The organism is Mycobacterium sp. (genome assembly GCF_052143115.1).
In the GTDB taxonomy this organism is placed as follows: Bacteria; Actinomycetota; Actinomycetes; order Mycobacteriales; family Mycobacteriaceae; genus Mycobacterium.
Genome location: NZ_JBKQTQ010000080.1, coordinates 1 through 21,732, shown reverse-complemented (window position 1 = coordinate 21,732; position 21,732 = coordinate 1). Strand labels below are relative to the sequence as shown.

Sequence of the window (21,732 nt, the reverse complement as noted above, 5' to 3'; positions counted from 1 at the left end):
CCGATGACAGCTCTGCTGGTTTGCGGCGTGACTGGGCATGACACCGCGGTGGGGCGGGCCACCATGGCCCTCGCCAAGGAATTGCAAGCCCTCGACATCGCAGTCACCGTCTCTCGATCCGCGGCGGACGCGGCCGCGGTGGTGGCCTCGAATCCCGACCTGGGCGTGATCATCGCGGACTGGGAACTGACCCGCAAAGGCGACGGCTGCGAGTTAGTGGATCAGGTCCGGGCGCGGAACCAAGACATCCCGCTGTTCCTGATGACCACCCGGGGCTCGATTGAGTCCATCCCGGTCGCTGTGGTGCGCGAGTGTGACGGGTTCGTCTACCCGCTAGACGATACGGCCGACTGGATTGCGGGCCGCCTTCGTGACGCTTCGTTGCGCTACCGCCGTGCGCTGCTACCACCAATGTTCGCGGGCCTGGTGAAGTTCGCCGGCCAACACGAATACTCATGGCACACACCGGGACATGAAGGCGGGGCCGGTTTTCGGAAGTCGCCGGTCGGCCGTGCGTTCTTCGAGTTCTTCGGTGAGCAGACGTTTCGCTCCGACCTGTCTATCTCGGTAGCGGAGCTCGGCTCACTGCTGGATCACTCCGGTTTAATCGGCGACGCGGAGCGTGAGGCGGCCCGGATCTTCAACGCCGATTTCACGCTGTTCGGGACCAACGGGACGTCGACGTCGAACCGGGTGGTGCACCAAGCGACGGTGACAGCGGGCGACACCGTGCTGCTGGACCGCAACGCGCACAAGTCAGCCGAGCAGGCGACGACGATCACCCACGCCCGCGCGATCTACATGGTTCCCACCCGCAACGCATACGGCATCATCGGACCGATTCCGCCCGCGGAGATGTCCAAGACGGCGGTGGCCGACAAGCTGGCCGCTTCGCCCTTGGCCACCGGGGCACCAGTGCTGGCCATGGTGACCAACTCCACTTACGACGGGCTGCTGTATCACGTGCCGACGGTGGAACGAGCGCTGGGCGCGCATGTAGATCAGCTGCACTTCGATGAGGCCTGGTACGGCTATGCGGCCTTCAATCCGCTTTATCACGAACGCTACGCGATGCACCGCGGCGAGCGGGAACCGAACGCCCCCACACTGTTTGCCACGCAGTCGACACACAAGCTGTTGAGCGCGCTGTCCCAAGCGTCCTACATCCACATCCGAAACGGGCGCAAGCCAATCGATTTCGACCACTTCAACGAGGCGTTCATGATGCACGCCTCCACGTCACCGCTGTACGCGATCATCGCCTCCAATGACATCGCGGCGAAGATGATGGAAGGCCGCAGGGGCGAGGTGCTGACCCGAGATTCGATCGACGAGGCGGTGGCGTTCCGGCAGACCCTCGCCCGGGCCGCCGGCGAACTGCACGGCGACTGGTTTTTCCGTCCCTGGCAGCCTGACACCCTGGATATCGACGACGGAGCCGAAGTCGCATTCGCCGACGCGCCAGCTGAGGTGCTGGCCACCAAGCCCGAGGCATGGCACCTCAAAGCGGCCGCCCCTTGGCACGGGTTCACCGGCTTGCCAGACGGCTACGCGATGCTCGACCCCATCAAGGTCACGATCCTCACGCCGGGGATGAGCCGCGCCGGCCACCTCGAACCCTTCGGCGTTCCGGCAGTGCTGGTCGCCTCCTACCTCGACCAGCGCTGCTCCATCGTGGTCGAGAAGACGCAGGACTTCTCCATCCTGTTTCTGTTCTCGATGGGAGTGACGCGGGGGAAGTGGGGCTCACTGGTGACCGCTTTGTTCAACTTCAAGCGCGACCTCGATCGCAATGTGCCGCTTGTGAACGCGCTGCCGGACCTCGTCGACGTCGACCCGCAGCGATACGGGCAGCTGGGATTGGCTGACCTGGCCGGCCAGATGCACGCGACCTTAAAGAAGACCAACCAGATGCAATGGCAGGCCGAGGCTTTCAGCCGAGTGCCGGCACCGACGATGACCAACGCCGACGCCTACGCGCACCTCGTTCGCGGCACCGTCCGGCCCGTACGTCTGGCCAACATCGCTGGCCGTACGGTGGCCGTCGGCGTCGTGCCGTACCCGCCGGGGATCCCGCTGCTCATGCCGGGTGAGAACGCAGGGCCCGCGGATGGGCCGTTCATCGGGTATCTGCGAGCGCTGGAGGAGTTCGACCGGCTCTTCCCCGGCTTCGAGCACGACCTGCACGGCGTTGATCACGTTGGCGGCGACTACATGATCAGTTGCGTGGCAGATCCGTGACGACTTTGCTTGTGGAGAATGCTATTCTCCACGTGGAGAGTGAGGTGTGCAGATGTCGGAGACCGACGGCAGTTCGCGGTTGGACGCACGGGTGCTGGGACGTTGGCTGGACGCTAACGGCGCACCCGGCGACGGTGTAGAGCCCGTCCTCGAACAGCTGTCCGGGGGCTCGCAGAACACGCTCTACCTGATCCAGCGTGGTAACGAGCGCATGGTGCTGCGGATGCCCGGCGCCCGCGCCGACCCGGCCCGTATCGACGGGCTGCTCCGCGAGATCCGACTGGTGCGTGCGCTGCGCGGCACCGACGTACCGCATGCCGAGCTGATCGCCGCCAACGACGCCGGCGATCTGCTCGGCATGCCCTTCTACGTGATGCGGGCCATCGACGGGTGGAGTCCGATGGACGGCGGCTGGCCGACGCCGTTCGACACCGACCTGGCCGCACGTCGGGGCTTGGCGTTCGAGCTTGTCGACGGCGCCGCCAAGCTGGGCCGGGTGGATTGGTGCGCGCAGGGGTTGGACGGCTTCGGCCGTCCGGACGGTTTCCACGAGCGGCAAGTCGACCGCTGGCTGGCCTTCCTGGACGCCTACAAGGTGCGCGAGCTTCCTGGCCTGGACGAGGCCGCCGACTGGCTGCGCCGAAACCGTCCCGGGCACTACACGCCGGGCATCATGCACGGCGACTACCAGTTCGCCAACGTGATGTTCGCGCACGGCCAGCCGGCTCGGCTCGCCGCGATCGTGGATTGGGAGATGACCACGGTCGGCGATCCACTGGTGGACTTGGCCTGGTGCCTGCTGGGATACGACGGAGAGAATCCGCGGGAGGACGGCTTCTATCTCGACATGAAGGGCATGCCGACCCGCAGCGAACTCCTCGAGCACTACGAGAAGGTCAGCGGGCTGTCGACCGAGAACATCGACTACTACCTGGTGCTGGCGAACTGGAAACTCGGCATCGTGCTGGAAAAGACCTACGCCGCCGGAGTACGCACCGGGAAAGTCGACCCCAAGATTCAGGACGCTTTCGGGGCGATGATCCCGCAGCTGATCGCCACGGCCGCCGAACTGGCCCGGTCGCTACCTACGAAAGCCCACTGAAGTGGGTTACGCGGACGACCTTTTCGACCTGACCGGCCAAGTGGTGCTGATCACCGGGGGCAGCCGGGGGCTAGGTCGGGAAATGGCGTTTGGCGCCGCCCGATGCGGCGCCGACGTGGTGATCGCGAGCAGGAAGTTGGACAACTGTGTCGCCACCGCAGAGCAGATCGAGCACGAAACCGGCCGCACGGCAATGCCGTACCAGGTCCATGTCGGGCGGTGGGACCAGCTCGACGGCCTCGTGGACGCGACCTACGAACGGTTCGGCAAGGTCGATACGCTGATCAACAATGCCGGTATGTCACCGGTTTACGACAAGCTCACCAGCGTCACCGAGAAGCTGTTCGACGCGGTGGTCAACCTCAACCTCAAGGGTCCTTTCCGGTTGTCCGCGCTGGTCGGCGAACGGATGGTGGCGGCTGGGCGCGGCTCGATCATCAACGTCAGCACCGCCGGTTCGCTGCGACCGGCACCCGACATCATTCCCTACGCGGCGTCGAAGGCCGGGCTCAACGCCATGACCGAGGGCCTAGCGCGGGCCTTCGGACCGACGGTGCGGGTCAACACGTTGATGGCCGGCCCATTCCTCACCGACATCAGCAAGGCCTGGAACCTGGATCAGGCGACGCAGAATCCATTCGGCCATCTGTCACTGCAACGGGCCGGAGACCCGGCCGAAATCGTCGGTGCGGCATTGTTTCTGGCTTCCGACGCGTCCAGCTTCACCACCGGCTCGATTCTGCGAGCCGACGGTGGAATTCCCTGACGAGCAGGAGTATTCGATATGGCATGGGACTTCTCCACCGAACCGGAGTTCGAGAAGAAACTCGAGTGGATCCGCGAATTCGTCCGCGAAGAGGTCGAGCCGCTGGAGGTACTGTTCCCCGGTTGCGAGTTCTTACCGTTGAACGACGAGCGCCGCAAAATCGTCGACCCGCTCAAACAGCAGGTCCGCGACCAAGGACTGTGGGCCCCGCACCTCGGTCCGGAACTCGGCGGGCAGGGCTTCGGCGCAGTCAAGCTGACGCTGATCAACGAGATCCTGGGCCGCAGCCCCTGGGCGCCAATCATCTTTGGCACCCAGGCACCTGACACCGGTAATGCGGAGATCATCGCCCGCTTCGGCACCCAGGACCAGAAGGACCGCTATCTGAACGGCCTGCTGTCCGGCGAGATCTTCTCCTGCTTCTCGATGACCGAGCCCCAAGGCGGTGCCGACCCAAGGGTCTTCACCACCCGCGCCGTCCGCGACGGCGACGACTGGGTGATCACCGGACGAAAGTACTTCTCCTCCAACGCGTCCGTCGCATCCTTCTTCATTGTCGTGGCGATCACCAACCCTGACGTGGCGGTGCATCACGGCGCCTCGACGTTCCTGATTCCGGCAGGCACCGAGGGCCTGAATGTCGAAGCCAACCACCATCTGGTCGGAGCGGATCCGCACGAACCAGGGCATTCCCTGGTGCACTACGACGGGGTGCGGGTGCCGTCGGACGCGTTGCTCGGTGAGCCCGGCCAGGGCTTCCTGATCCTGCAGACCCGGTTGGCGGGCGGACGGCTGCATCACGCGATGCGCTCGATCGGCATGGCGCAACGTACAGTCGAGATGATGTCCAAGCGCGCGAAAAGCCGTTTCACTCAAGGTACATTGCTCGCCGATAAGCAGTTGGTGCAGGAGTTCGTTGCTGACTCCTACACCGAGTTGACACCGTTCCGGCTGACCGTGCTGCACGCCGCGTGGCTGATTGACAGCGGCAACGAGCACGCCGCCCGCGCCGAGATCGCCACCTGCAAGATCTTGGCGTCCCAAGTTCTGAAATCGATTGCGCTGCGCGCGATCCAGGTGCACGGAGCGCTCGGGCTCACCGATCAGCTGCCGCTGGTCAATGTTCTGCTCGGCGGTATCGCGCTCGGTCTGGCCGACGGGCCGACCGAGGCACACAAGGTCAACCTGGCCCGGATGCTGCTCAAGGGTGTCGAGGCCGAAGACGGGGACTGGCCGAGCGAAATGCTGGACGTCCGCCGCGAGGCTGCCCGCGCCAAATATGGTGAGCTCGTTGACCAATAGCCGGGTGACCGCGGCCGTCGGGCGCGCCCTCGACGATCGTCAGCGGGAAGCCACCGAGGAAGTCGAACGCATCCTCGCCGCCGCCGTCCGGGTCATGGAACGGGTGGCGCCCGAACCGCCGCGGGTCAGCGATATTGTCGCGCAGGCCGGCTCGTCGAACAAAGCGTTCTACCGATATTTCGCCGGCAAAGACGACGTCATCCTGGCGGTGATGGAGCGCGGTGTCGCGATCGTCGTCTCTTACCTGCAGCATCAGATGGACAAGGAGCCCACGCCGGCGGGCAAGGTGCGGCGCTGGATCGAGGGTGCGCTGGCTCAGGTCGCCGACCCGCACCTGATTAGCATGAGCCGGGCTGCGGCCGGCCAGATTTCGGCCACTGCCAACTGGCGGGCGGCTGACGACGAGATCATGGCGCCGATGCGCGATCTGCTAACTGGGCCGATCGCGGCATTGGGCAGCACGGACGTTCGCCGCGATGCCGACACCGTATTCCGCTGCACGGTGGCGGCCATGCGGCGCCATCTGGACTCGGTCGACCGGCCCGGCCCGGCCGACATCGATCACTTGGTGCGGTTTTGTTTACGCGGGTTGGGGGCGGGCTGATGCGCGCCGTTGTCTGCCGCAGCTACGGTCCGCCGGAAGACCTGGTTGTCGACGACGTCGCCGATCCGACGCCAGGTCCGGGCCAACTGCTGGTGCGGGTACACGCCGCGGCCGTCAACTTCCCCGATGTGCTGCTGATCGCCGGCAAGTACCAGATCAAGATTCCGGTGCCGTTCACCCCGGGCAGTGAACTCGCCGGCGAGGTGGTGGCCGCGGGCCCCGGTTCTTACGGAGCGCCGTTTCGACCCGGCGACCGGGTGTTCGGGGCCACCCCGACCGGTGCTTTCGCCGAGCTGGCCCTGCTCGATGCGCACCAGGTGTCCCTGATTCCCGACAGCACGGACTTCGCCCCCGCGGCGGCGTTCGGCGTCACCTACCGTACCGCATATCACGCCCTGCGATCGGTTGCCCAAGTCACAGAAGGGGATTGGGTGGTGATCCTCGGAGCGGCCGGAGGCGTCGGCCAGGCCGCGCTCGACTTGGCAGTCGGCATGAGGGCCCGGGTACTGGCCGCGGCGTCGACCGAGGGCAAACTCGAGATCTGCCGGCGGCGCGGCGCCGAGGCGACCGTCGCCTACGACCGGGACGATCTGAAATCGGCCATCCGCGAACTCACCGGCGGCGGTGCTCGCGTCGTCATCGATCCGGTCGGCGGACGCTACGCCGAGCCGGCCCTGCGTGCCCTGGCCCGGGGCGGAACGTTCGTCACCCTGGGCTACGCCGCGGGCACGATTCCCGCTATCCCGCTCAATCTGGTTCTGCTCAAAGACATCACCATCCGCGGCATGGAGATCCGCACCTTCACCGCCGATCATCCCGACGACACCGCGCGAGATATCCGGGAGCTGCAGCAGATGTTCGCCGACGGCCGCATCCAGCCCTATATCGGCGCCCGGTTCCCGTTGGCCGACGCCGCGGCGGCGTTACGGCACGTGGCCGAGCGCAAGGCGGTCGGCAAGGTGGTCATCGATGTGGCTTGACTTGGCCTGCATCCCCATCCGTCACAGGAGTCCCTTGGCACCGGGGCATACATTTTGCCCGCCTCTGAGCGAAAACTTGCGGCCACCAAGCAGTAATCGCTCAGAGCCGGGCAAACTACCTACACCCTTTTGCCTGAAACCCCTGTGACCACCGCGGCTCGTCACGGCGTGACGATGTTGAACGCCGGATCGGGCTTGTCCAGGACACTCAGCAGCCGCTGTAGGGCCGTCTGATCCCCCGATATCTCCAGCCCGGCTGAGCCGATATCGCCCATCGCCACTGTGAGGAGGCGAACCGCGTTGTCCAGCTTGACGGTCACGTTCGCCGTTGCGGGTTCGGCGGGGACTTCGCGGCTCACCAGCACGCCGTTACGCAGTGCCAGCCGGTAATTGGTGTCCACGTCGGTCAAGAAGATGTCGAGGGCGAGGTCTAAGTCCCAGGCGCGGGGTCCGTTGATGCTGAGCGCCAGGCCGTCGAAGATCTGCTCCGGCGTCAGCTGAGACAACAACGTCAGCGAGGTGGTCTGGGTCGCGGTGCCGAAGTTGCCGTCCCGCAATTCGACAGCGCCGGACAGGAAGAAGTTGCGCCATGTTGCATTCTCGGCGCCGTAGGCCAACTGCTCGAACGTGTCCACGAGCAGGGCGCGGGCGGCGGCATGCGTGCTGTCGGCGAACACCGCGTGATCGAGCAGGGTTGCGGCCCAACGGAAGTCACAGGAATCGAACGCTTGCTGCGCAAGTTCGACGACGCGCTCGATCCCGCCAATCGCGTCGACGTATCGGGTGGCCAGTGCTTCTGGCGGGTGCGGCCACAGCCGTGCCGGGTTGCCGTCGAACCAGCCCATGTAGCGCTGGTAGATCGCCTTGACGTTGTGGCTGACCGACCCGTAATACCCGTGCGTGTGCCACGCCTTGTCCAGCGCCGGTGGCATCTTGAGCATTTCGGCGATCTCGGCGCCCGTGTGACCTTGGTTGAGCAGCCGCAGCGTCTGGTCATGCAAATAGGCGTACAGGTCACGTTGCAACGACAAGAAATCGACGACGCGCTCACGTCCCCAGGTTGGCCAGTGGTGAGAGGCAAACACCACGTCGGTGCGGTCGGCGAACTTGTCGATCGCCTCGGTCAGATAGCCCGACCAGGCATGCGGGTCGCGCACCAGCGCGCCGCGAAGCGTCAACAGGTTGTGCAGGTTATGCGTGGCGTTCTCGGCCATGCATAGTGCGCGGAATCGCGGGAAATAGAAGTGCATTTCGGCCGGGGCTTCGGTGCCCGGTGCCATCTGGAATTCGATCTGCACACCGTCGATGTTGTGCGTCTCGCCGGTGGTCGCGATGTCGACGGTCGGGACGATCAAGGCGATCTCGCCAAGAGACGGCGCCTGGCCCAGGCCACAACCGACATGTCCTTGCGGGCCGCGGGCCAGCAGGCTGCCGTACATATAGGTCGCGCGCCGCGTCATGGCGGGGCCGGCGTAGACGTTCTCCTGCACGACGTGCTCGGTGAATTTTTCGGGCGCCAGCACCGCCACCCTTCCGGAGTCCACGTCCGCCTGTGAGGTGACGCCCAGCACGCCGCCGAAATGGTCCACATGGCTGTGGGTGTAGATCACCGCGACGACGGGCCGGTCGCCGCGATGCGTGCGGTACAACTGCAGCGCGGCAGCCGCCACCTCGGTCGAGACCAGCGGGTCGATGACGATCAGGCCGGTGTCGGCCTCAACGAAGCTGATGTTGGAGATGTCCAGGCCGCGGACCTGGTAGATGCCCGGCACCACCTCGTAGAGACCTTGCTTGGCGGTCAGCATGCACTGCCGCCACAGACTGGGATGCACCGATGACGGCGGGTCCCCGCTGATGAACGAGTACGCGTCGTTATCCCACACCACACGTCCGTCGGCGGCGTTGACGACGCAGGGTGTCAGCGCGCCGATGAATCCCCGGTCGGCGTCGGCGAAATCCGTCGTGTCTTCCAGCGGTAGCCCGCGACTCTGGCGTTTATGTTCCACCCGCCTGACACTGCCATCAATTCCGCGACACAGGAACAGAAACACCCGATCAGCAAGCCACCAGCAAACGTCTGCTGAAGCCCGACAAGCCCCATTGGCCTGCAAGCGAATTTTTGGCGAATTCGATACCCATGGTTCGGTAAAGCTGCATACTGCCGAAGCGGTCTGTGAAGTTCCTGTGGACCGCCAGAATGGCAAAGGAGCATGAGTGAAGCGTTCAGTTACGGTCGCTGCAGCAGCGACGGCGATCGTCGTCGTAGGCGTGTCCGGATGTTCGAGTAATAAGTCGACGACGAGCGGTGGCGGGTCATCCTCGAGCGCGAGCAGCGCGGCGGCAGCAGGCTCGAGCGGCACATCCGCGGCGAAAGTGACCATCGACGGCAAAGACCAGAACGTCCAAGGCATGGTCGCCTGCACCGCGGCGGCCGGCAACGTCAACATCGCCGTCGGTGGGGCGCAGACCGGCATTGGCGCGGTGCTCACTGACGCCAACCCGCCCGCTGTGAAGTCGGTCGGACTCGGCAACGTCAACGGGGTCATGCTGGGCTACACCCCCGGTACCGGTCAGGGCAACGCCAGCGTGACCAAGGACGGCAGCACCTACAAGATTTCCGGCACCGCGACCGGGGTGGATATGGCCAACCCGATGCAGCCGGTGAACAAGCCCTTCGAGATAGACGTCACCTGCCCCTAGGGCTTCTCTTCGATTCGAGTCCGTGGGTAACACACCCAGACGACGGCGGCGCCCCCACGGCGTCGCCGTCGTTGCGTGCTAGCGGGTTTGCGTCGCTAGACCTCGGTCGTCAGCGGCAACCGCACCGTGAAATCGGTATGGCCCGGCGCGCTATCCAGCGTGATCGTGCCGTGATGGGCTTTGATCACCGCCGAGACGATGGCCAGGCCTAGGCCGGTGCTGCCGCCCTTTCGAGATCGGGAGGTGTCGCCGCGGGCGAACCGCTCGAACACCTCCGACTGCAACTGCTCGGGGATTCCGGGACCGTTGTCCGCCACGCTCAGTACGGCATGCGTTGTGTCGGAAGCCAATCGCGTGGTCACGACGGTTCCCTGGCCGGTGTGGACGCGGGCGTTGGCCAGCAGATTGGTCACTACCTGATGCAGCCGGGCCGCATCGCCGCAGACCATGACCGGGTCTTCGGGCAAGTCGAGCTCCCACTGGTGATCCGGCCCGGCGACGTGCGCATCGCTGACCGCGTCGACTGCCACCCGCGAGAGATCCACCGATTCGCGTTCCAATGGCCGCCCGGAGTCCAACCGGGCAAGCAGCAAAAGATCCTCAACAAGGTGAGTCATCCGCTCGGTTTCGGATTGCACGCGCTGCATCGCATGTGTCACCGCATCGCTGTCGTCACGCATCCGTTGCGCCAGCTCGGTGTAACCGCGGATCGCGGTCAGCGGCGTGCGCAGTTCGTGACTGGCGTCGGCGACGAACTGACGCACCCGGGTCTCGCTGGCCTGCCGTGTCGACAATGCCGCCGCGATGTGGTCGAGCATCCGGTTCACCGCCGACCCGAGCTGCCCAACCTCGGTGCGCGGGTTGGCATCTGCGTCGAGCACCCGAACCGGCAGCGCGACTTCGCCGCGGTCCAGCGGCAGATCGACAACCTCGCCGGCGGTCTGCGCGACTCGTCGCAACGGCGCCAGCGCCCGCCGGATGATCACGATGCCGGCCGTCGTGGCGGCCGCCACGGCGATCACGATGACCACCGCGAAAATCAGCAGGACGCGGATCATCGTGGCATCGACATTGGACATCGACAGGCCGGTGATGATGATGTCGCCGCTGTGCCGGTCGGGTGCGGCAATGACGCGATACCGGCCCAGGCCGTCGAGATTTCGGGTTACCGGTGTCCGGTTGGCCGGGATCGCAGACAACTGGGCCTTGGCCGCGTCGGTCAACCCGGCCCGGCCGCCGGCGGTGGTCAGGTAGCCGGCCTCCATCGCCTGACCGTTGCCGACGATGGCGGCGACCATGCCCACCGGCTGGCCCGGAGCGTCAAGGAAGACCGGCCCGGGGCCGGGTCGCGGGAATGGCCGCACGTGATGGCGCCACGGCGCCGAGGGCGGCTCACCGAATATCCGCACCGAGCGCTGCGAGGCGTCGTGCAGTTGGGTGTCGAGCTGTGCAACCAGGTATCGGTACAACGAGAGTTCGGTCACCGCGCCGATTCCCACGCACACGATGGCGAGCACCACGACCTGTCCGATCAACAGCCGTAGCCGAAGGGACCAAGTCCGCCCCATGCTAGGGGGCCGGCTTGAGTACGTACCCGGCGCCGCGCAGCGTATGGATCATGGGCTCGCGCCCGTTGTCGATTTTCTTGCGCAAATACGAGATGTACAGCTCGACGATGTTGGACCGGCCGCCGAAGTCGTAACTCCACACCCGGTCCAAGATCTGTGCCTTGCTCAGCACGCGCTTGGAGTTGCGCATCATGAATCGCAGCAACTCAAACTCGGTGGAAGTCAACGAGATCGGCTCCCCGGCACGGGTCACCTCGTGGCTGTCCTCGTTGAGCACCAGGTCGCCGACGACGAGCTGCGCGCCGCTGTCCTCCGTCGTCACGCCGGTGCGCCGCAACAGCGCCCGCAGCCGCAACACCACCTCTTCGAGGCTGAACGGTTTGGTGACGTAGTCATCGCCACCGGCGGTGAGGCCGGCGATGCGGTCTTCGACCGCATCCTTCGCCGTGAGCAGCAGCACCGGCAACTGCGGATTTTGTTCGCGCAGTTTCCGGAGAACATCGAGCCCGCTCATATCGGGCAGCATCACGTCGAGGACGACCACGTCGGGACGCTGCGCCCGGGCGGACTCCAGCGCCGACGATCCGTCGCCGGCGGTGGCGATGTTCCAGCCTTCGTAGCGGAGCGCCATCGACACCATCTCGGCGAGGACGGCTTCGTCGTCGACCACCAGGACATTGATCGGATTTCCGTCGGCGCGGCGCATAACAACCCGCTCGACGGGTGCATGGGGTTGGCTCACAGCTTTAAAGTATGCCCAGCACGATTAGGCGCTGCTATGGCGTTCCTATGTGCCGGCTGTGAACCGCCCCCACTGCAGGTTCGCGATCAGAACCAGACTTTTCGACCGGCGACCGGGCGGCCGACACTACCCAAGATGAAGAACACCACGCCTATGACAACCAGAATCCACCCGAGGGTAGCCAGCAGTGGCACGGGCAGCACATAACCGAGGACGAGCAAGATGATTCCGAGGACGATCATGACGACTCCATTTCAGTCAATTCCAGATGTTTTGGTTAGGTTCTTTCCCGGTGATTCGCGTCAGTACCAGGAGCGCCTGCCGCCGACTGGGCGGCCGACGCTGCCCAGAACCCATAGCACCGCACCGATGACCAGCAAGATGATGCCGATCGTTTCTAGGACAGGCACCTTGAGGAAATATCCCAATATCAGCAGGATGATGCCCAAGACAATCATGACGCCTCAATCCCAATCAGGTGCTCGATGTCCATGGCAGGCATCGAACTTGGCTGCGGCGCATGACACTCGCCCACCTTCGGGTTGACACCCGCGTAATTCAGGGGACCCGCGAGCACCGTGACCGCGATAGTGCCCAATGAGGCACAATTTTGGTCGGTATTCTTCAAGTAGCCCCGTTGGAATGCGGCGACCACGCCGATCACCAACCAGACCACCACAATTGCACTGATTAAACCTCCGCCGCGCATCCTGGCCTCCATCAATGTGGGAAAAGAAAACCGCAGAGCAGAGCTAACGTACCCACGGCGGCAAACGTCCAAACATCTGGACAAAACATCTGAATAACTGACAGCGAACGTTTACACCGTTCTCGCTGCCAGGACTGTTCAGTGCCGCGGGAAAGCCAACGCCGCTCGACTAGTGCTGCGATACAGAAACATTGCGACGCGGCGGCAGCCAGCTGCACCGGCCGCGATCACGACCGTTGCGCAGAAACGAAGACGGTCGGCGGCAGCACGTCGTCCCCGGGGACGCTACGTCCGTACCGGGCCAGCATCTCGCCCATGGTGATGGCCGACGCGTCCCAGCCGTGTTCACGCAGCCAGTCGGTCACGTCGGTGCGTTCCTCCGGGTACCAGAGGTCGTCGACGTCGGGCACTGCGATGTCCAGCACCCGGGATGCCGCGGCGCGGAGACGTTGCGATTGTTCACGCTGACGGGCCAGCTTGTCAGGATCCGCCGCCTCTTTCGCGGGCGCGTTGACAGCCAGCCAACTGCCGGACGGACTCAACGCCTGGACGCGCTCGAACAGCAGATCCTGGGCCCGCGCAGGCAGATACCGGAGTAGCCCCTCGGCCGACCACACCGTCGGGATCGATGGGTCAAACCCCGCCTCCTGCAACGCTGTTGGCCAGTCCTGTCGCAGGTCTACCGCGACGCTCATCAGCCTCGATGTCGGGTGCGCGCCGCGGTTCCGCAGGGTGGTCGACTTGAACTCCAGAACCTTGGCCTGATCCAGCTCATAGACTGCTGTCCCGTCGGGCCATGGCAGCCGCCACGCGCGCGCGTCCAGGCCGGCCGCCAGGATCACCACCTGCCGAACGCCGGACCCAACCCCGTTGAGGAAGTATTCATCGAAAAACGCTGTCCGAACGGCCATGAAGTCGATCATCACCCGCATGCGGGCCAGCAGATCCGGGTCGAGATCGGTCAGTTCGGCCGACTTCGTGGGATTTGCCATCAGGCTCCACATGCCGTCGCCGGCCGCCTCGAGAAATGCCCGTGCGAACGGATCCTGGATGAGCGGGTTCTCGCTTTCGGTTTCGGCGGCGCGAGCCGCGGCAACCCCGAGCGCCGTTGATCCCACACTCTCGGTGATGTCCCAGGAATCGTTGTCGGTTCGCGGCATCGTTGTTCCTCTCGTCTCCAACCAGCCCCGGACAGTACGCCGGCTATCTGTGAAGGCCCTGGGCCCGCTACTTTCGGTTCGCGGCGATCCACTCCTGCGCCCGTCGCTTCGACGCGCGCGAGAGCCAGCCATCTTGGATGAGCTCGGCCAGCTCTGTTCTGCTGACATCGGCTAGCCTGCTGGCCCGGATCAGCACCGAGGGATGGTCGTCGAATCGATCGGTGGTGAAAAAGGGTGAATCCGGATCCTGCACCAGCGCCAATTTCTCGCTCTCGGATTCCACCCAGATCATGATCACGTCGCCGAGCCGCTCCCCGGTATCGGGGTCGACGGCGTCGGGTTGCGGGGTGCGGAAGAAGACGTACGACTTGCCGCCGACCTGATAGATCGCGTTGCCCTTCGGTCCTTCGATGCGCCGGGCATGCGGCATCCCGGCGGCGATCTCATGGACGTCGCTCAGTCGGGCAGCCCGGTCCGTCATAGTGGCGGTCGCAAGCGCGGCGAAGCCGGGTGCAGCGGGCCGTCACCGGCCGTGAAGTGCTGCAACAACTCTGCCATCGCCGGGATAGATGCCATCGATCGTCGCGGCGAACTCAAGGATCGCGGATTGATCGTTGTACCACTGCTCGACGTAATGGAAGTCGGTGTCGCCAAACACTTTCGCGGCCGCCGCGAGGTACATCAGGGTCTTCTGGCGGCCTTCCTGCGGGGTGAAGACCGCGGGCGAGAAGAACACCGCGTCGTCGGCGAGCAGAGCGTCCAGTTCGTCAGTGCGGCCGTTCTCGATGATCGAGGTCCAGCGCTGAACCACTGATGGCGTCATGGCGCGATCCTTGCAGACCTCCGCGATCCGGGCCGGCATCGGGGAGGGTAGCTTCTTCCAACGTGGACGACCCAGAAGCCCTAGACGCCCTGACCGAGTGGATGTCGCAGCAGGGGTTAGGCAACGGACTGCTGGAGAACGTTTCGAGGATCAGCGGCGGAACGCAGAACATCATGTTGCGGTTCACCAGGTCGGGCCGACCATACGTACTGCGCCGCGGGCCGAAACACCTTCGCCCGCGCAGCAACGTTGTGATCATGCGCGAGACCCAGGTATTGGCCGCGCTGGCCGGCACCGACGTGCCGCATCCACGCCTGATTGCCAGCTGCGACGACCCGAACGTGCTCGGCGACGCGGTCTTCTATCTGATGGAACCCATCGACGGGTTCAACGCCGGCGAAGAGCTGCCCCCGCTGCATGCCGGCGACCCGGCTGTGCGGTTCCGGATGGGACTGTCGATGGCCGAAGCCCTGGCCAAGCTGGGGGCCGTGGACCATCTCGCCGTCGGGCTCGGCGATTTCGGTAAGCCGCAGGGCTTCCTGGAACGCCAGGTGCCGCGCTGGCTTTCGGAGTTGGAATCGTATCGGGCATTCGAAAACTATCCCGGGCCGAACATTCCCGGCGTTCACGATGTCGCCACCTGGCTCGAACAAGGCCGGCCGTCGGTATGGACGCCGGGCATCATGCACGGCGACTATCACGCCGCCAACGTGATGTTCTCCCGGACCGGCCCCGAGGTCGTCGCCATCGTCGACTGGGAGATGTGCACGATCGGCGACCCGCTGCTGGATCTGGGCTGGTTGCTGGCCACTTGGGACCGGTCCGGCGGATCCAGCCCGTTCGGCGGCACCCTCTTTGAGATGAGCGGGCTGGCCAGCAACTCAGACCTGGTGGAGCAGTATGCCCGCAACACCACGCGCGACCTGTCGCACATCACCTGGTACACCGTGCTGGCGTGTTTCAAGCTTGGCATCGTGCTGGAGGGCACCCTGGCGAGGGCAAGCGCCGGTAAGGCGCCGATGGAAGTCGGCGAACTACTGCACGCGGCGACGGTGCGCCTGTTCGTGCAGGCGTGCGAGCTGATGGAGACCACATGATCGATTTCGACATACCTGCGGAGCTGGCCGCGCTGCGCGACGAGATCCGCGCGTTCGTCACCGAGCGGATCGTGCCGTACGAGGCTGATCCACGCCTTACTCGACATGGCCCCGACGATGACCTGCGATCCGAGCTGGTGGAGCTGGCTCGTGCAGCGGGACTGCTGACATTCCAGGCGCCCAAGCGTTTTGGTGGCCGGGAGCCATCGCACCGCGAGCAGGCGGTGCTGTTCGAGGCGGCCGGTTGGTCGACGCTGGGCCCGGTGGCGCTCAACTGCGCCGCACCCGACGAAGCCAACATGTACCTGCTGGGGCGGGTCGCCAGTGAAGAGCAGGTCGATCAATTCCTGCTGCCGGTGATCGACGGGCGATCGCGGTCAGTGTTCGCGATGACCGAACCCGGCGGGGCCGGTTCGGATCCCAACCAGCTGGCCACCGAGGCGGCGTTCGACGGGGCCGACTACGTCATCAACGGGCGCAAGTGGTTGATCACCGGTGCGCACGGCGCCGGGACGTGGATCATCATGGCCCGCGTCGCGCCTAACCCGCACGGCGCCGACGGGCCGACGCTGTTCCTGTGTGACGGCACTACTGCGGGCATCGAGATCGAGCGGGTGATGAACACGATGGACCGCAACTACGTCGAAGGCCATGGCGTCGTGCGGTTCAGCGACCTGCGGCTGCCGTCGTCGGCAGTGCTCGGCGAGGTCGGCCAAGCCCTGCGCTACGCCCAGTTGCGGTTGGCGCCGGCACGGCTGACGCACTGCATGCGCTGGCTGGGAGCCGCCTCGCGCGCGCAGTCGATTGCCGTGCAGCACGCCCGCGAACGCACCGCGTTCGGCAAACCGATCGGTGAGCACCAGGGCGTGAGTTTCATGATCGCCGACAACGAAATCGCCTTGCAGCAATGCCGACTCGCGATCTGGTGGGCCTGCTGGGTTCTGGACAAAGAGCGCGGCACGGGCCGACACGAAAGCTCGATGGTGAAGGCCTACGTGTCGGAGGAGCTGTTCAAGGTCGCCGACCGCTGCGTGCAGATCCTCGGCGGCATCGGTATCTCTGACGAGACACCGGTCGGCATGATCTTCTCCGATATGCGGGCCTTCCGCCTCTACGACGGCCCGACCGAAGTGCATAAGTACGCGATCGCCCGTCAGGTGCTGCGTTAGTTATCAGTGCGCATACCCACCGCGGCCAACGCGTCGTCCAACGTCGGGTACAACGAGATGATTTTGTCGAGGCCGGTCAACTGCATCGGTCTGCTTGTCGCCGGATTGTCGGCCACTATCGCGACCCGAGCGGATTTGCTGACCTTTTCGTGGGTGGCCGCCAGGATCCGCAGACCCACCGACGCCATGAATCTCACTTCGGAAAGTTCGATGACGAGAACTGGCGGATCGTCGTCAAGCGCTCCCGCGATTGCCGCTTCAAAAGCCGGCGCGGTGCTCAAATCGATTTCGCCGCCGATGGTTACCACGGCGACCCCTTCGCGGTGCGCGACGGAGGTGGTGATCGGATCCGCAGCTGACAACGGCCATCCTTAGTCTGGCGTCCCATCGCGCCTGGCGGACCTGGTGCCGACCCGGTGCCGCCGTCGCAAACTGGCAGAAATACTACTTCAACTCCTCGTCCGGCGAGGCTCGGTTAGTCTTGGCGAGGGGCTGGTGCCCGCTGCGCGGAGCCGGGAGGTTCGATGTCGGATCAGACGATAGATCTTTCGGGAACGGGCGTCGCCAATCAGACGCCACCGATCTCGAGTGAGGGTTTGCTGCTGCCACAGCTCGTGCAGCACCTACGCCAAAACCGAACGGCTTTGCGTGAGGAATGGGCCCGCAGGATCACTGAAGCCGAATTGCTCACGGCGATGTCGCCGGAGGAAATCTTCTCCGAGGCAACGACGGTGTACGACAGCTACGTCGAGGTGCTCGAGACCGGTAGCGTCGAGGCGCTGCAGGACTACGCACGCGACTTGTCCGAGCGGATCATTCCGCGTGGCGTGGAGACGAACGAAGTCGTTGGCATCGTGCTTCTGCTGCGCGACGTGCTGGCCCGTTCGCTCTTCGAGAAGTACCAGACGGACTTCGACCTGCTCAACCGGGTGCTCGACGCTTACGAGCCCGCGGCCAACCGCATCGCCAACACCGTGGCCGTCGGCTTCGTGCAGGAACGCGAACGCATCATTCGGCAGCAGCAGGAGGCCATCCGCGAGCTGTCGACGCCGGTGCTGCAGGTGCGCGAGCAGTTGCTGATCTTGCCGATCATCGGCGTCCTCGACAATCAGCGGGCCCGGCAGGTCACCGAGCAACTGTTGCGGGCTATTCGCGCCAACCGGGCCAAGGTCGTCGTCATCGACATCACCGGTGTGCCGACCATCGACTCCACGGTGGCGAACCACCTGGTGCAGACTGTCGACGCGTCTGGCTTGATGGGCGCCAGCGTGATCATCACCGGCCTATCTTCGGAGATCGCGCTCACCCTGGTGACGATCGGGCTGGATCTTTCCAAGATGAACGCCGTCGGTGACCTGCAGGGCGGCATCGAAGAAGCCGAACGTCTGCTGGGCTACGAGGTCACTCGCACCGGCGAGACGGGCGGATAAACGGTATTTCGTTGAGAGCTAACGCGAACGCGCCATGCCAGTACCGATCCTGAAGCAGGGCCCGATCCTCATTGCCACAGTGCAGGCGGCGCTGACCGACTCCGACACCGAGCGGCTGCGCTACGACCTGATGGAGCGGGTCAGCCGCTTTCGCGCCCAGGGCATCATCGTCGACGTCACCGCCATCGACGTCATGGACTCATTCGCCGCCCGCTCGCTGCGCACGATTGCGCACATGACGCGGCTGCGTGGCGCGGACACCGTGATCGTCGGCCTGCAGCCGGAAGTAGCGTTTGCGATGGTCCAGCTGGGGTTGATGTTCGACGACATGTATACGGCGCTGGATCTGGAAGAAGGCCTAGCGCTGCTGAATCGACAACTAGGGCTTGGGAAGTCGATCGGACTCGACAGTGGCGGATGACGTCATCGTCGACGTCGGCAATCCCGACGACATCGTCACGGCACGTCAGGCGGGCCATCAGCTGGCCCGCAAGCTCGGCTTCTCTTTGACCGATGTGACGATGATCGCCACGGCGATCTCGGAGGTCGCCCGCAACATCACCAGCTACGCCGGTTACGGGGCGATTCGGGTTGCGGTGGAAGACCGAGAAGGCCGGCAGGCACTGGTGGTGCGTGCCGAAGACGACGGTCCGGGTATCGCCAACATCGAAAGGGCGATGGAGGACGGCTTTTCGACCGGGCGAGGCCTGGGACTCGGCTTGCCCGGTGCACGCCGGCTGATGGACCGCTTGATCGTGGAGTCCACACCGGGTCACGGAACAGTTGTTGAGATGTGGAAGTGGATTCCGCGCAATGGCTGAACACGGCTGGCTGGGTCCGATCGAATGGGCGGCCAACTCGCGCCCGCGACCGGGCGAAAGCGTTTGCGGCGACTGGATGATCGCGGTCGACGTCGACGGTACCGCCGCCCTGATCGGCGTGCTGGACGGTCTCGGCCATGGCACGGAAGCCGCCGAGGCGGCGAGCTGCGGCGTGGACGTGCTCCGGGCTGCCCGTGCCGAGCCACTCGACGTCCTCGTGCAGCGCTGTCACCGTGCCCTCTCCGGCACCAGAGGCGTGGCGATGACGTTGGCGCGCATCGATTTTCGGACCGATACCCTGAGCTGGATCGGGATCGGCAATGTCGCGGCCGACCTTGTCGCCAAACACCCGGCCGGCGTCGAGGTGCGGTCCTCGGCGCGTCTTGTCGGCGGCATCGTCGGCTACCGGATACCCGACGCGCTGACCCCGCAGGAAGTCCCGATCCGCCCCGGCGACTTGCTGGTGATGTCCAGCGACGGCATCGTCGAAGATCACCTGGACGACATCGATTTCTCCGCATCGTCTTTGGCGATCGCCGAGCAGATTCTGCACAGACACGCCAAAGAGAACGACGACGCGCTGGTGCTCGCCGCACGTCACCGAGGCGCGTCGGGATGACTCGCGCCGGCGACGATGATGCCGGCGCAGCCGGGATCGAGGAGCGGCGCATATGACTGAGCCCGGCGACTTCCATGTCGGGTACGCCGCCGCGCTGCGTACCTACCTGGAAGCGCGCGGCGAAGAAGACCTTGCCGTCGGCCACGAGCTAGGGCGTCGAGCCTTGCAAGAAGGCATCAGCATGCTGGACGTCATCGAGAATCACTTCCAGCTGGTCGACGACTTCGCGCAGAAACCGGGCTTCGACGGGGCGGCGGCCCTTGCCTTCCTGTTGCAGATGCTGGCCCCACTCGATGTCGCGACCCGCGGATTCCTGGACGGCACAAGGCGTTACGAGGAACAACGGGCCCGCGCCGAAGACCTTGCCGATCGCGACGAGTTTCGCAGCGCCTTGGTGAATTCGCTGCAGGAGGGATTCTTTGTTGCCGATCGCACCGGCGCCGTCATCGAGCTCAACGACGCCTTCACCAAGATCACCGGCTATCCGGCGCACGGCATCCCCTACCGGTGGCCGCACCCGTGGCTGGTCGACGAAAAGGCGGCGCGGCTGCAGCAATCCAGGCTCGGGCAAGAAAACCACGTTCAATACGAGACCCCGATCCGGCATCGAGACGGCCGTCTGGTGTGGGTGATGTCCAACATCAACCGGGTCATGACTGACGCCGCCGATGGCGACGTGTACGTCGGAACGATTCGCGACATCACCGCCGAGCGCGCCTTCGCAGCCCGGGAAAGCGCGGTCCTGCGGCTGGCCACGGCCGTCGGTGTGGCAAAAAGCGTGGCCGAGGTGCTGTCGATCACCCTGGACGAGTGCCGCCTAACGCTCGACGTTCACCGGGTGGTGGCCGCAGTGTGGCCGACGAACGGAGGTAACCCGACGATTCAGGTCGCGGGAGAGAAAGCCACATTGCGCTGGCGTCAACTAGATCCGTTGCTGCGCGGGATATTCCAGCAAGCGCGTCATCAATTGCCGCTCACGGTGCAGCCGATCGAGTGGCCGGACGCCCCCGGCACGGCACGTGGCATCGTCGCAGTCCTGACCGGCGGCGGGGACGTCGCATTGTGGCTGGAGCTTCGGGTGCCTCGCCGGGTCAGTGCGGAAGATCGGCTGCTGGTCACCGTCCTCGTCGGCCACCTCGGGCTGGCAATCCAGCACGTGCGCCAGTTCGAGACTGCGCGTGAGACGTCGCTGACTTTGCAGCACGCGATGCTGGCGCCAACGGAGCTTCCGCCCGGCTTCGCCGTCCGCTACGAACCGGCGGTCCCGCCCCTGGAGATCGGCGGTGATTGGTACGACGTACTGCGGGTCGGCGACAACCGGATTGGCATCATCGTCGGAGACTGCGTGGGGCGCGGCCTCTCGGCCGCGGCGGTGATGGGTCAGCTCCGCAGCTCCGCGCGGGCGCTGCTACTCACCGGCGCCGAGCCTGGCATGCTGCTCGAAGAACTCGATGCCGTGGCCGAGCTGATCCCGGATGCCTTCTGCACCACTGTTTTTCTGGCAATTCTGAATACCGAGACCGGTGAATTCTGTTATAGCTGCGCCGGCCACCTGCCGGCGGTGCTGGCCGCGCCGCACTCCGAGCCGACTCTGCTCTCAGACGCTCGCTCAGTACCGCTGGCGGTAAGCCGCAAGCGTTCTCGGCCACAATCATTCGTTGTCCTGCCGCCCGGCTCAACGTTGATGCTGTACACCGACGGACTGGTTGAGCGACGCGAGGTGTCAATCGACGACGGCATCGCGCGGGTCAGTGAGACGGTGGCCGGCGGGTTGAATCTGCCCGTCGATGGCGTCGCGGACGCGGTGCTCAGCGCGATGGCACCGCCAACGGGATACGACGACGACATCGCGATCGTCGTCTACCGGCAACCGTATGCCCCGTTGAAGATTGAAAAGGC

General features: G+C 65.0%; 24 protein-coding genes. 14 read left to right on the top strand and 10 right to left on the bottom strand.

Features of this window, described 5'->3' with window-relative positions; all coding sequences use genetic code 11:
- Nucleotides 1-27: 27 nt before the first annotated feature.
- The 6 genes from ACLQI9_RS09365 to ACLQI9_RS09340 are packed head-to-tail and all read left to right on the top strand — an operon-like array spanning nucleotide 28 to nucleotide 6,995.
- Nucleotides 28-2,241, top strand: coding sequence for an Orn/Lys/Arg decarboxylase N-terminal domain-containing protein (locus ACLQI9_RS09365; RefSeq protein ID WP_442391544.1), 2,214 nt, complete (start codon nucleotides 28-30; stop codon nucleotides 2,239-2,241).
- Nucleotides 2,242-2,293: 52 nt separating this feature from the next.
- On the top strand, nucleotides 2,294-3,343 hold the full coding sequence (locus ACLQI9_RS09360) for a phosphotransferase family protein (protein ID WP_442383289.1): 1,050 nt from the start codon (nucleotides 2,294-2,296) through the stop codon (nucleotides 3,341-3,343).
- A 1-nt stretch (nucleotide 3,344) separates the two neighbouring features.
- Complete coding sequence (locus tag ACLQI9_RS09355; protein ID WP_442391542.1) at nucleotides 3,345-4,109, top strand: SDR family NAD(P)-dependent oxidoreductase; 765 nt, start codon at nucleotides 3,345-3,347, stop codon at nucleotides 4,107-4,109.
- 18 nt (nucleotides 4,110-4,127) lie between these two features.
- Nucleotides 4,128-5,411: an acyl-CoA dehydrogenase family protein gene (locus tag ACLQI9_RS09350; RefSeq protein WP_442391540.1), complete on the top strand. Its 1,284-nt coding sequence runs from the start codon at nucleotides 4,128-4,130 to the stop codon at nucleotides 5,409-5,411.
- Entirely contained in the window at nucleotides 5,392-6,015 is a 624-nt protein-coding gene (locus ACLQI9_RS09345) for a TetR/AcrR family transcriptional regulator (RefSeq protein ID WP_442379665.1), read from the top strand. The genes ACLQI9_RS09350 and ACLQI9_RS09345 overlap by 20 nt, the downstream gene beginning before the upstream one ends.
- The gene (locus ACLQI9_RS09340; RefSeq protein ID WP_442379663.1) at nucleotides 6,015-6,995 is read left to right on the top strand and encodes an NADPH:quinone oxidoreductase family protein; all 981 of its coding nucleotides are present in this window, start codon (nucleotides 6,015-6,017) and stop codon (nucleotides 6,993-6,995) included. Before ACLQI9_RS09345 ends, ACLQI9_RS09340 begins: the two co-directional genes overlap by 1 nt.
- A 161-nt stretch (nucleotides 6,996-7,156) precedes the next feature.
- Here the strand turns inward: ACLQI9_RS09340 and ACLQI9_RS09335 are convergent, their stop codons facing one another.
- Nucleotides 7,157-9,001 (bottom strand): alkyl/aryl-sulfatase, encoded by a 1,845-nt coding sequence (locus ACLQI9_RS09335; protein ID WP_442379661.1) that lies wholly within the window; start codon nucleotides 8,999-9,001, stop codon nucleotides 7,157-7,159.
- A gap of 208 nt (nucleotides 9,002-9,209) precedes the next feature.
- Here ACLQI9_RS09335 and ACLQI9_RS09330 point away from each other — a divergent pair, with 208 nt between their 5' ends.
- A complete protein-coding gene (locus tag ACLQI9_RS09330) occupies nucleotides 9,210-9,695 on the top strand; it encodes a lipoprotein LpqH (protein WP_442379659.1) in 486 nt (161 codons plus the stop codon).
- A gap of 95 nt (nucleotides 9,696-9,790) precedes the next feature.
- Here the strand turns inward: ACLQI9_RS09330 and ACLQI9_RS09325 are convergent, their stop codons facing one another.
- The 8 genes from ACLQI9_RS09325 to ACLQI9_RS09290 form a co-directional block, all read right to left on the bottom strand.
- Nucleotides 9,791-11,263: a sensor histidine kinase gene (locus tag ACLQI9_RS09325; protein WP_442379657.1), complete on the bottom strand. Its 1,473-nt coding sequence runs from the start codon at nucleotides 11,261-11,263 to the stop codon at nucleotides 9,791-9,793.
- 1 nt (nucleotide 11,264) lies between these two features.
- Nucleotides 11,265-11,969, bottom strand: a complete 705-nt coding sequence (locus ACLQI9_RS09320) for a response regulator transcription factor (RefSeq protein ID WP_442379675.1) — start codon at nucleotides 11,967-11,969, stop codon at nucleotides 11,265-11,267.
- Between the two features lie 122 nt (nucleotides 11,970-12,091).
- Nucleotides 12,092-12,247 (bottom strand): hypothetical protein, encoded by a 156-nt coding sequence (locus ACLQI9_RS09315; protein WP_324438511.1) that lies wholly within the window; start codon nucleotides 12,245-12,247, stop codon nucleotides 12,092-12,094.
- Between the two features lie 60 nt (nucleotides 12,248-12,307).
- Nucleotides 12,308-12,463 (bottom strand): DUF6131 family protein, encoded by a 156-nt coding sequence (locus ACLQI9_RS09310; RefSeq protein WP_442379655.1) that lies wholly within the window; start codon nucleotides 12,461-12,463, stop codon nucleotides 12,308-12,310.
- Complete coding sequence (locus ACLQI9_RS09305; protein WP_442379653.1) at nucleotides 12,460-12,726, bottom strand: hypothetical protein; 267 nt, start codon at nucleotides 12,724-12,726, stop codon at nucleotides 12,460-12,462. The genes ACLQI9_RS09310 and ACLQI9_RS09305 overlap by 4 nt, the downstream gene beginning before the upstream one ends.
- Nucleotides 12,727-12,941: 215 nt before the next feature.
- Nucleotides 12,942-13,874, bottom strand: coding sequence for a class I SAM-dependent methyltransferase (locus tag ACLQI9_RS09300; protein WP_442379651.1), 933 nt, complete (start codon nucleotides 13,872-13,874; stop codon nucleotides 12,942-12,944).
- 67 nt (nucleotides 13,875-13,941) lie between these two features.
- Nucleotides 13,942-14,355, bottom strand: coding sequence for a hypothetical protein (locus ACLQI9_RS09295; RefSeq protein WP_442379649.1), 414 nt, complete (start codon nucleotides 14,353-14,355; stop codon nucleotides 13,942-13,944).
- A 42-nt stretch (nucleotides 14,356-14,397) separates the two neighbouring features.
- Nucleotides 14,398-14,697: a nuclear transport factor 2 family protein gene (locus ACLQI9_RS09290; RefSeq protein ID WP_442379673.1), complete on the bottom strand. Its 300-nt coding sequence runs from the start codon at nucleotides 14,695-14,697 to the stop codon at nucleotides 14,398-14,400.
- 101 nt (nucleotides 14,698-14,798) lie between these two features.
- On the opposite strand from ACLQI9_RS09290, the gene ACLQI9_RS09285 reads away from it, so the two are divergent.
- On the top strand, nucleotides 14,799-15,794 hold the full coding sequence (locus tag ACLQI9_RS09285) for a phosphotransferase family protein (RefSeq protein WP_442379671.1): 996 nt from the start codon (nucleotides 14,799-14,801) through the stop codon (nucleotides 15,792-15,794).
- Nucleotides 15,791-16,963, top strand: a complete 1,173-nt coding sequence (locus ACLQI9_RS09280) for an acyl-CoA dehydrogenase family protein (RefSeq protein ID WP_442379647.1) — start codon at nucleotides 15,791-15,793, stop codon at nucleotides 16,961-16,963. The genes ACLQI9_RS09285 and ACLQI9_RS09280 overlap by 4 nt, the downstream gene beginning before the upstream one ends.
- Here the strand turns inward: ACLQI9_RS09280 and ACLQI9_RS09275 are convergent.
- A complete protein-coding gene (locus ACLQI9_RS09275) occupies nucleotides 16,960-17,325 on the bottom strand; it encodes an STAS domain-containing protein (protein ID WP_442379645.1) in 366 nt (121 codons plus the stop codon). The genes ACLQI9_RS09280 and ACLQI9_RS09275 overlap by 4 nt on opposite strands.
- Nucleotides 17,326-17,487: 162 nt before the next feature.
- Between ACLQI9_RS09275 and ACLQI9_RS09270 the strand changes: the two genes are divergently transcribed.
- From ACLQI9_RS09270 to ACLQI9_RS09250, 5 genes are all read left to right on the top strand, one after another.
- A complete protein-coding gene (locus ACLQI9_RS09270; RefSeq protein WP_442379643.1) occupies nucleotides 17,488-18,393 on the top strand; it encodes an STAS domain-containing protein in 906 nt (301 codons plus the stop codon).
- A 34-nt stretch (nucleotides 18,394-18,427) separates the two neighbouring features.
- Complete coding sequence (locus tag ACLQI9_RS09265; RefSeq protein ID WP_324850218.1) at nucleotides 18,428-18,814, top strand: STAS domain-containing protein; 387 nt, start codon at nucleotides 18,428-18,430, stop codon at nucleotides 18,812-18,814.
- Entirely contained in the window at nucleotides 18,804-19,214 is a 411-nt protein-coding gene (locus tag ACLQI9_RS09260; RefSeq protein WP_442379641.1) for an ATP-binding protein, read from the top strand. Before ACLQI9_RS09265 ends, ACLQI9_RS09260 begins: the two co-directional genes overlap by 11 nt.
- A complete protein-coding gene (locus tag ACLQI9_RS09255; RefSeq protein WP_442379639.1) occupies nucleotides 19,207-19,833 on the top strand; it encodes a SpoIIE family protein phosphatase in 627 nt (208 codons plus the stop codon). The genes ACLQI9_RS09260 and ACLQI9_RS09255 overlap by 8 nt, the downstream gene beginning before the upstream one ends.
- 52 nt (nucleotides 19,834-19,885) lie before the next feature.
- The coding region (locus tag ACLQI9_RS09250; protein WP_442391537.1) for a SpoIIE family protein phosphatase at nucleotides 19,886-21,732 on the top strand (1,847 nt) is incomplete at its 3' end.

Bases quoted from the DNA above. Each gene is read 5' to 3' on its own strand.
- ACLQI9_RS09280 (WP_442379647.1), top strand. From the start codon at position 15,791: ATGATCGATTTCGACATACCTGCGGAGCTGGCCGCGCTGCGCGACGAG.
- ACLQI9_RS09360 (WP_442383289.1), top strand. From the start codon at position 2,294: ATGTCGGAGACCGACGGCAGTTCGCGGTTGGACGCACGGGTGCTGGGA.
- ACLQI9_RS09320 (WP_442379675.1), bottom strand. From the start codon at position 11,969: ATGCGCCGCGCCGACGGAAATCCGATCAATGTCCTGGTGGTCGACGAC.
- ACLQI9_RS09295 (WP_442379649.1), bottom strand. From the start codon at position 14,355: ATGACGGACCGGGCTGCCCGACTGAGCGACGTCCATGAGATCGCCGCC.
- ACLQI9_RS09265 (WP_324850218.1), top strand. From the start codon at position 18,428: ATGCCAGTACCGATCCTGAAGCAGGGCCCGATCCTCATTGCCACAGTG.
- ACLQI9_RS09325 (WP_442379657.1), bottom strand. From the start codon at position 11,263: ATGGGGCGGACTTGGTCCCTTCGGCTACGGCTGTTGATCGGACAGGTC.
- ACLQI9_RS09300 (WP_442379651.1), bottom strand. From the start codon at position 13,874: ATGCCGCGAACCGACAACGATTCCTGGGACATCACCGAGAGTGTGGGA.
- ACLQI9_RS09310 (WP_442379655.1), bottom strand. From the start codon at position 12,463: ATGATTGTCTTGGGCATCATCCTGCTGATATTGGGATATTTCCTCAAG.
- ACLQI9_RS09315 (WP_324438511.1), bottom strand. From the start codon at position 12,247: ATGATCGTCCTCGGAATCATCTTGCTCGTCCTCGGTTATGTGCTGCCC.
- ACLQI9_RS09255 (WP_442379639.1), top strand. From the start codon at position 19,207: ATGGCTGAACACGGCTGGCTGGGTCCGATCGAATGGGCGGCCAACTCG.
- ACLQI9_RS09270 (WP_442379643.1), top strand. From the start codon at position 17,488: ATGTCGGATCAGACGATAGATCTTTCGGGAACGGGCGTCGCCAATCAG.
- ACLQI9_RS09305 (WP_442379653.1), bottom strand. From the start codon at position 12,726: ATGGAGGCCAGGATGCGCGGCGGAGGTTTAATCAGTGCAATTGTGGTG.
- ACLQI9_RS09350 (WP_442391540.1), top strand. From the start codon at position 4,128: ATGGCATGGGACTTCTCCACCGAACCGGAGTTCGAGAAGAAACTCGAG.
- ACLQI9_RS09285 (WP_442379671.1), top strand. From the start codon at position 14,799: ATGTCGCAGCAGGGGTTAGGCAACGGACTGCTGGAGAACGTTTCGAGG.
- ACLQI9_RS09340 (WP_442379663.1), top strand. From the start codon at position 6,015: ATGCGCGCCGTTGTCTGCCGCAGCTACGGTCCGCCGGAAGACCTGGTT.
- ACLQI9_RS09290 (WP_442379673.1), bottom strand. From the start codon at position 14,697: ATGACGCCATCAGTGGTTCAGCGCTGGACCTCGATCATCGAGAACGGC.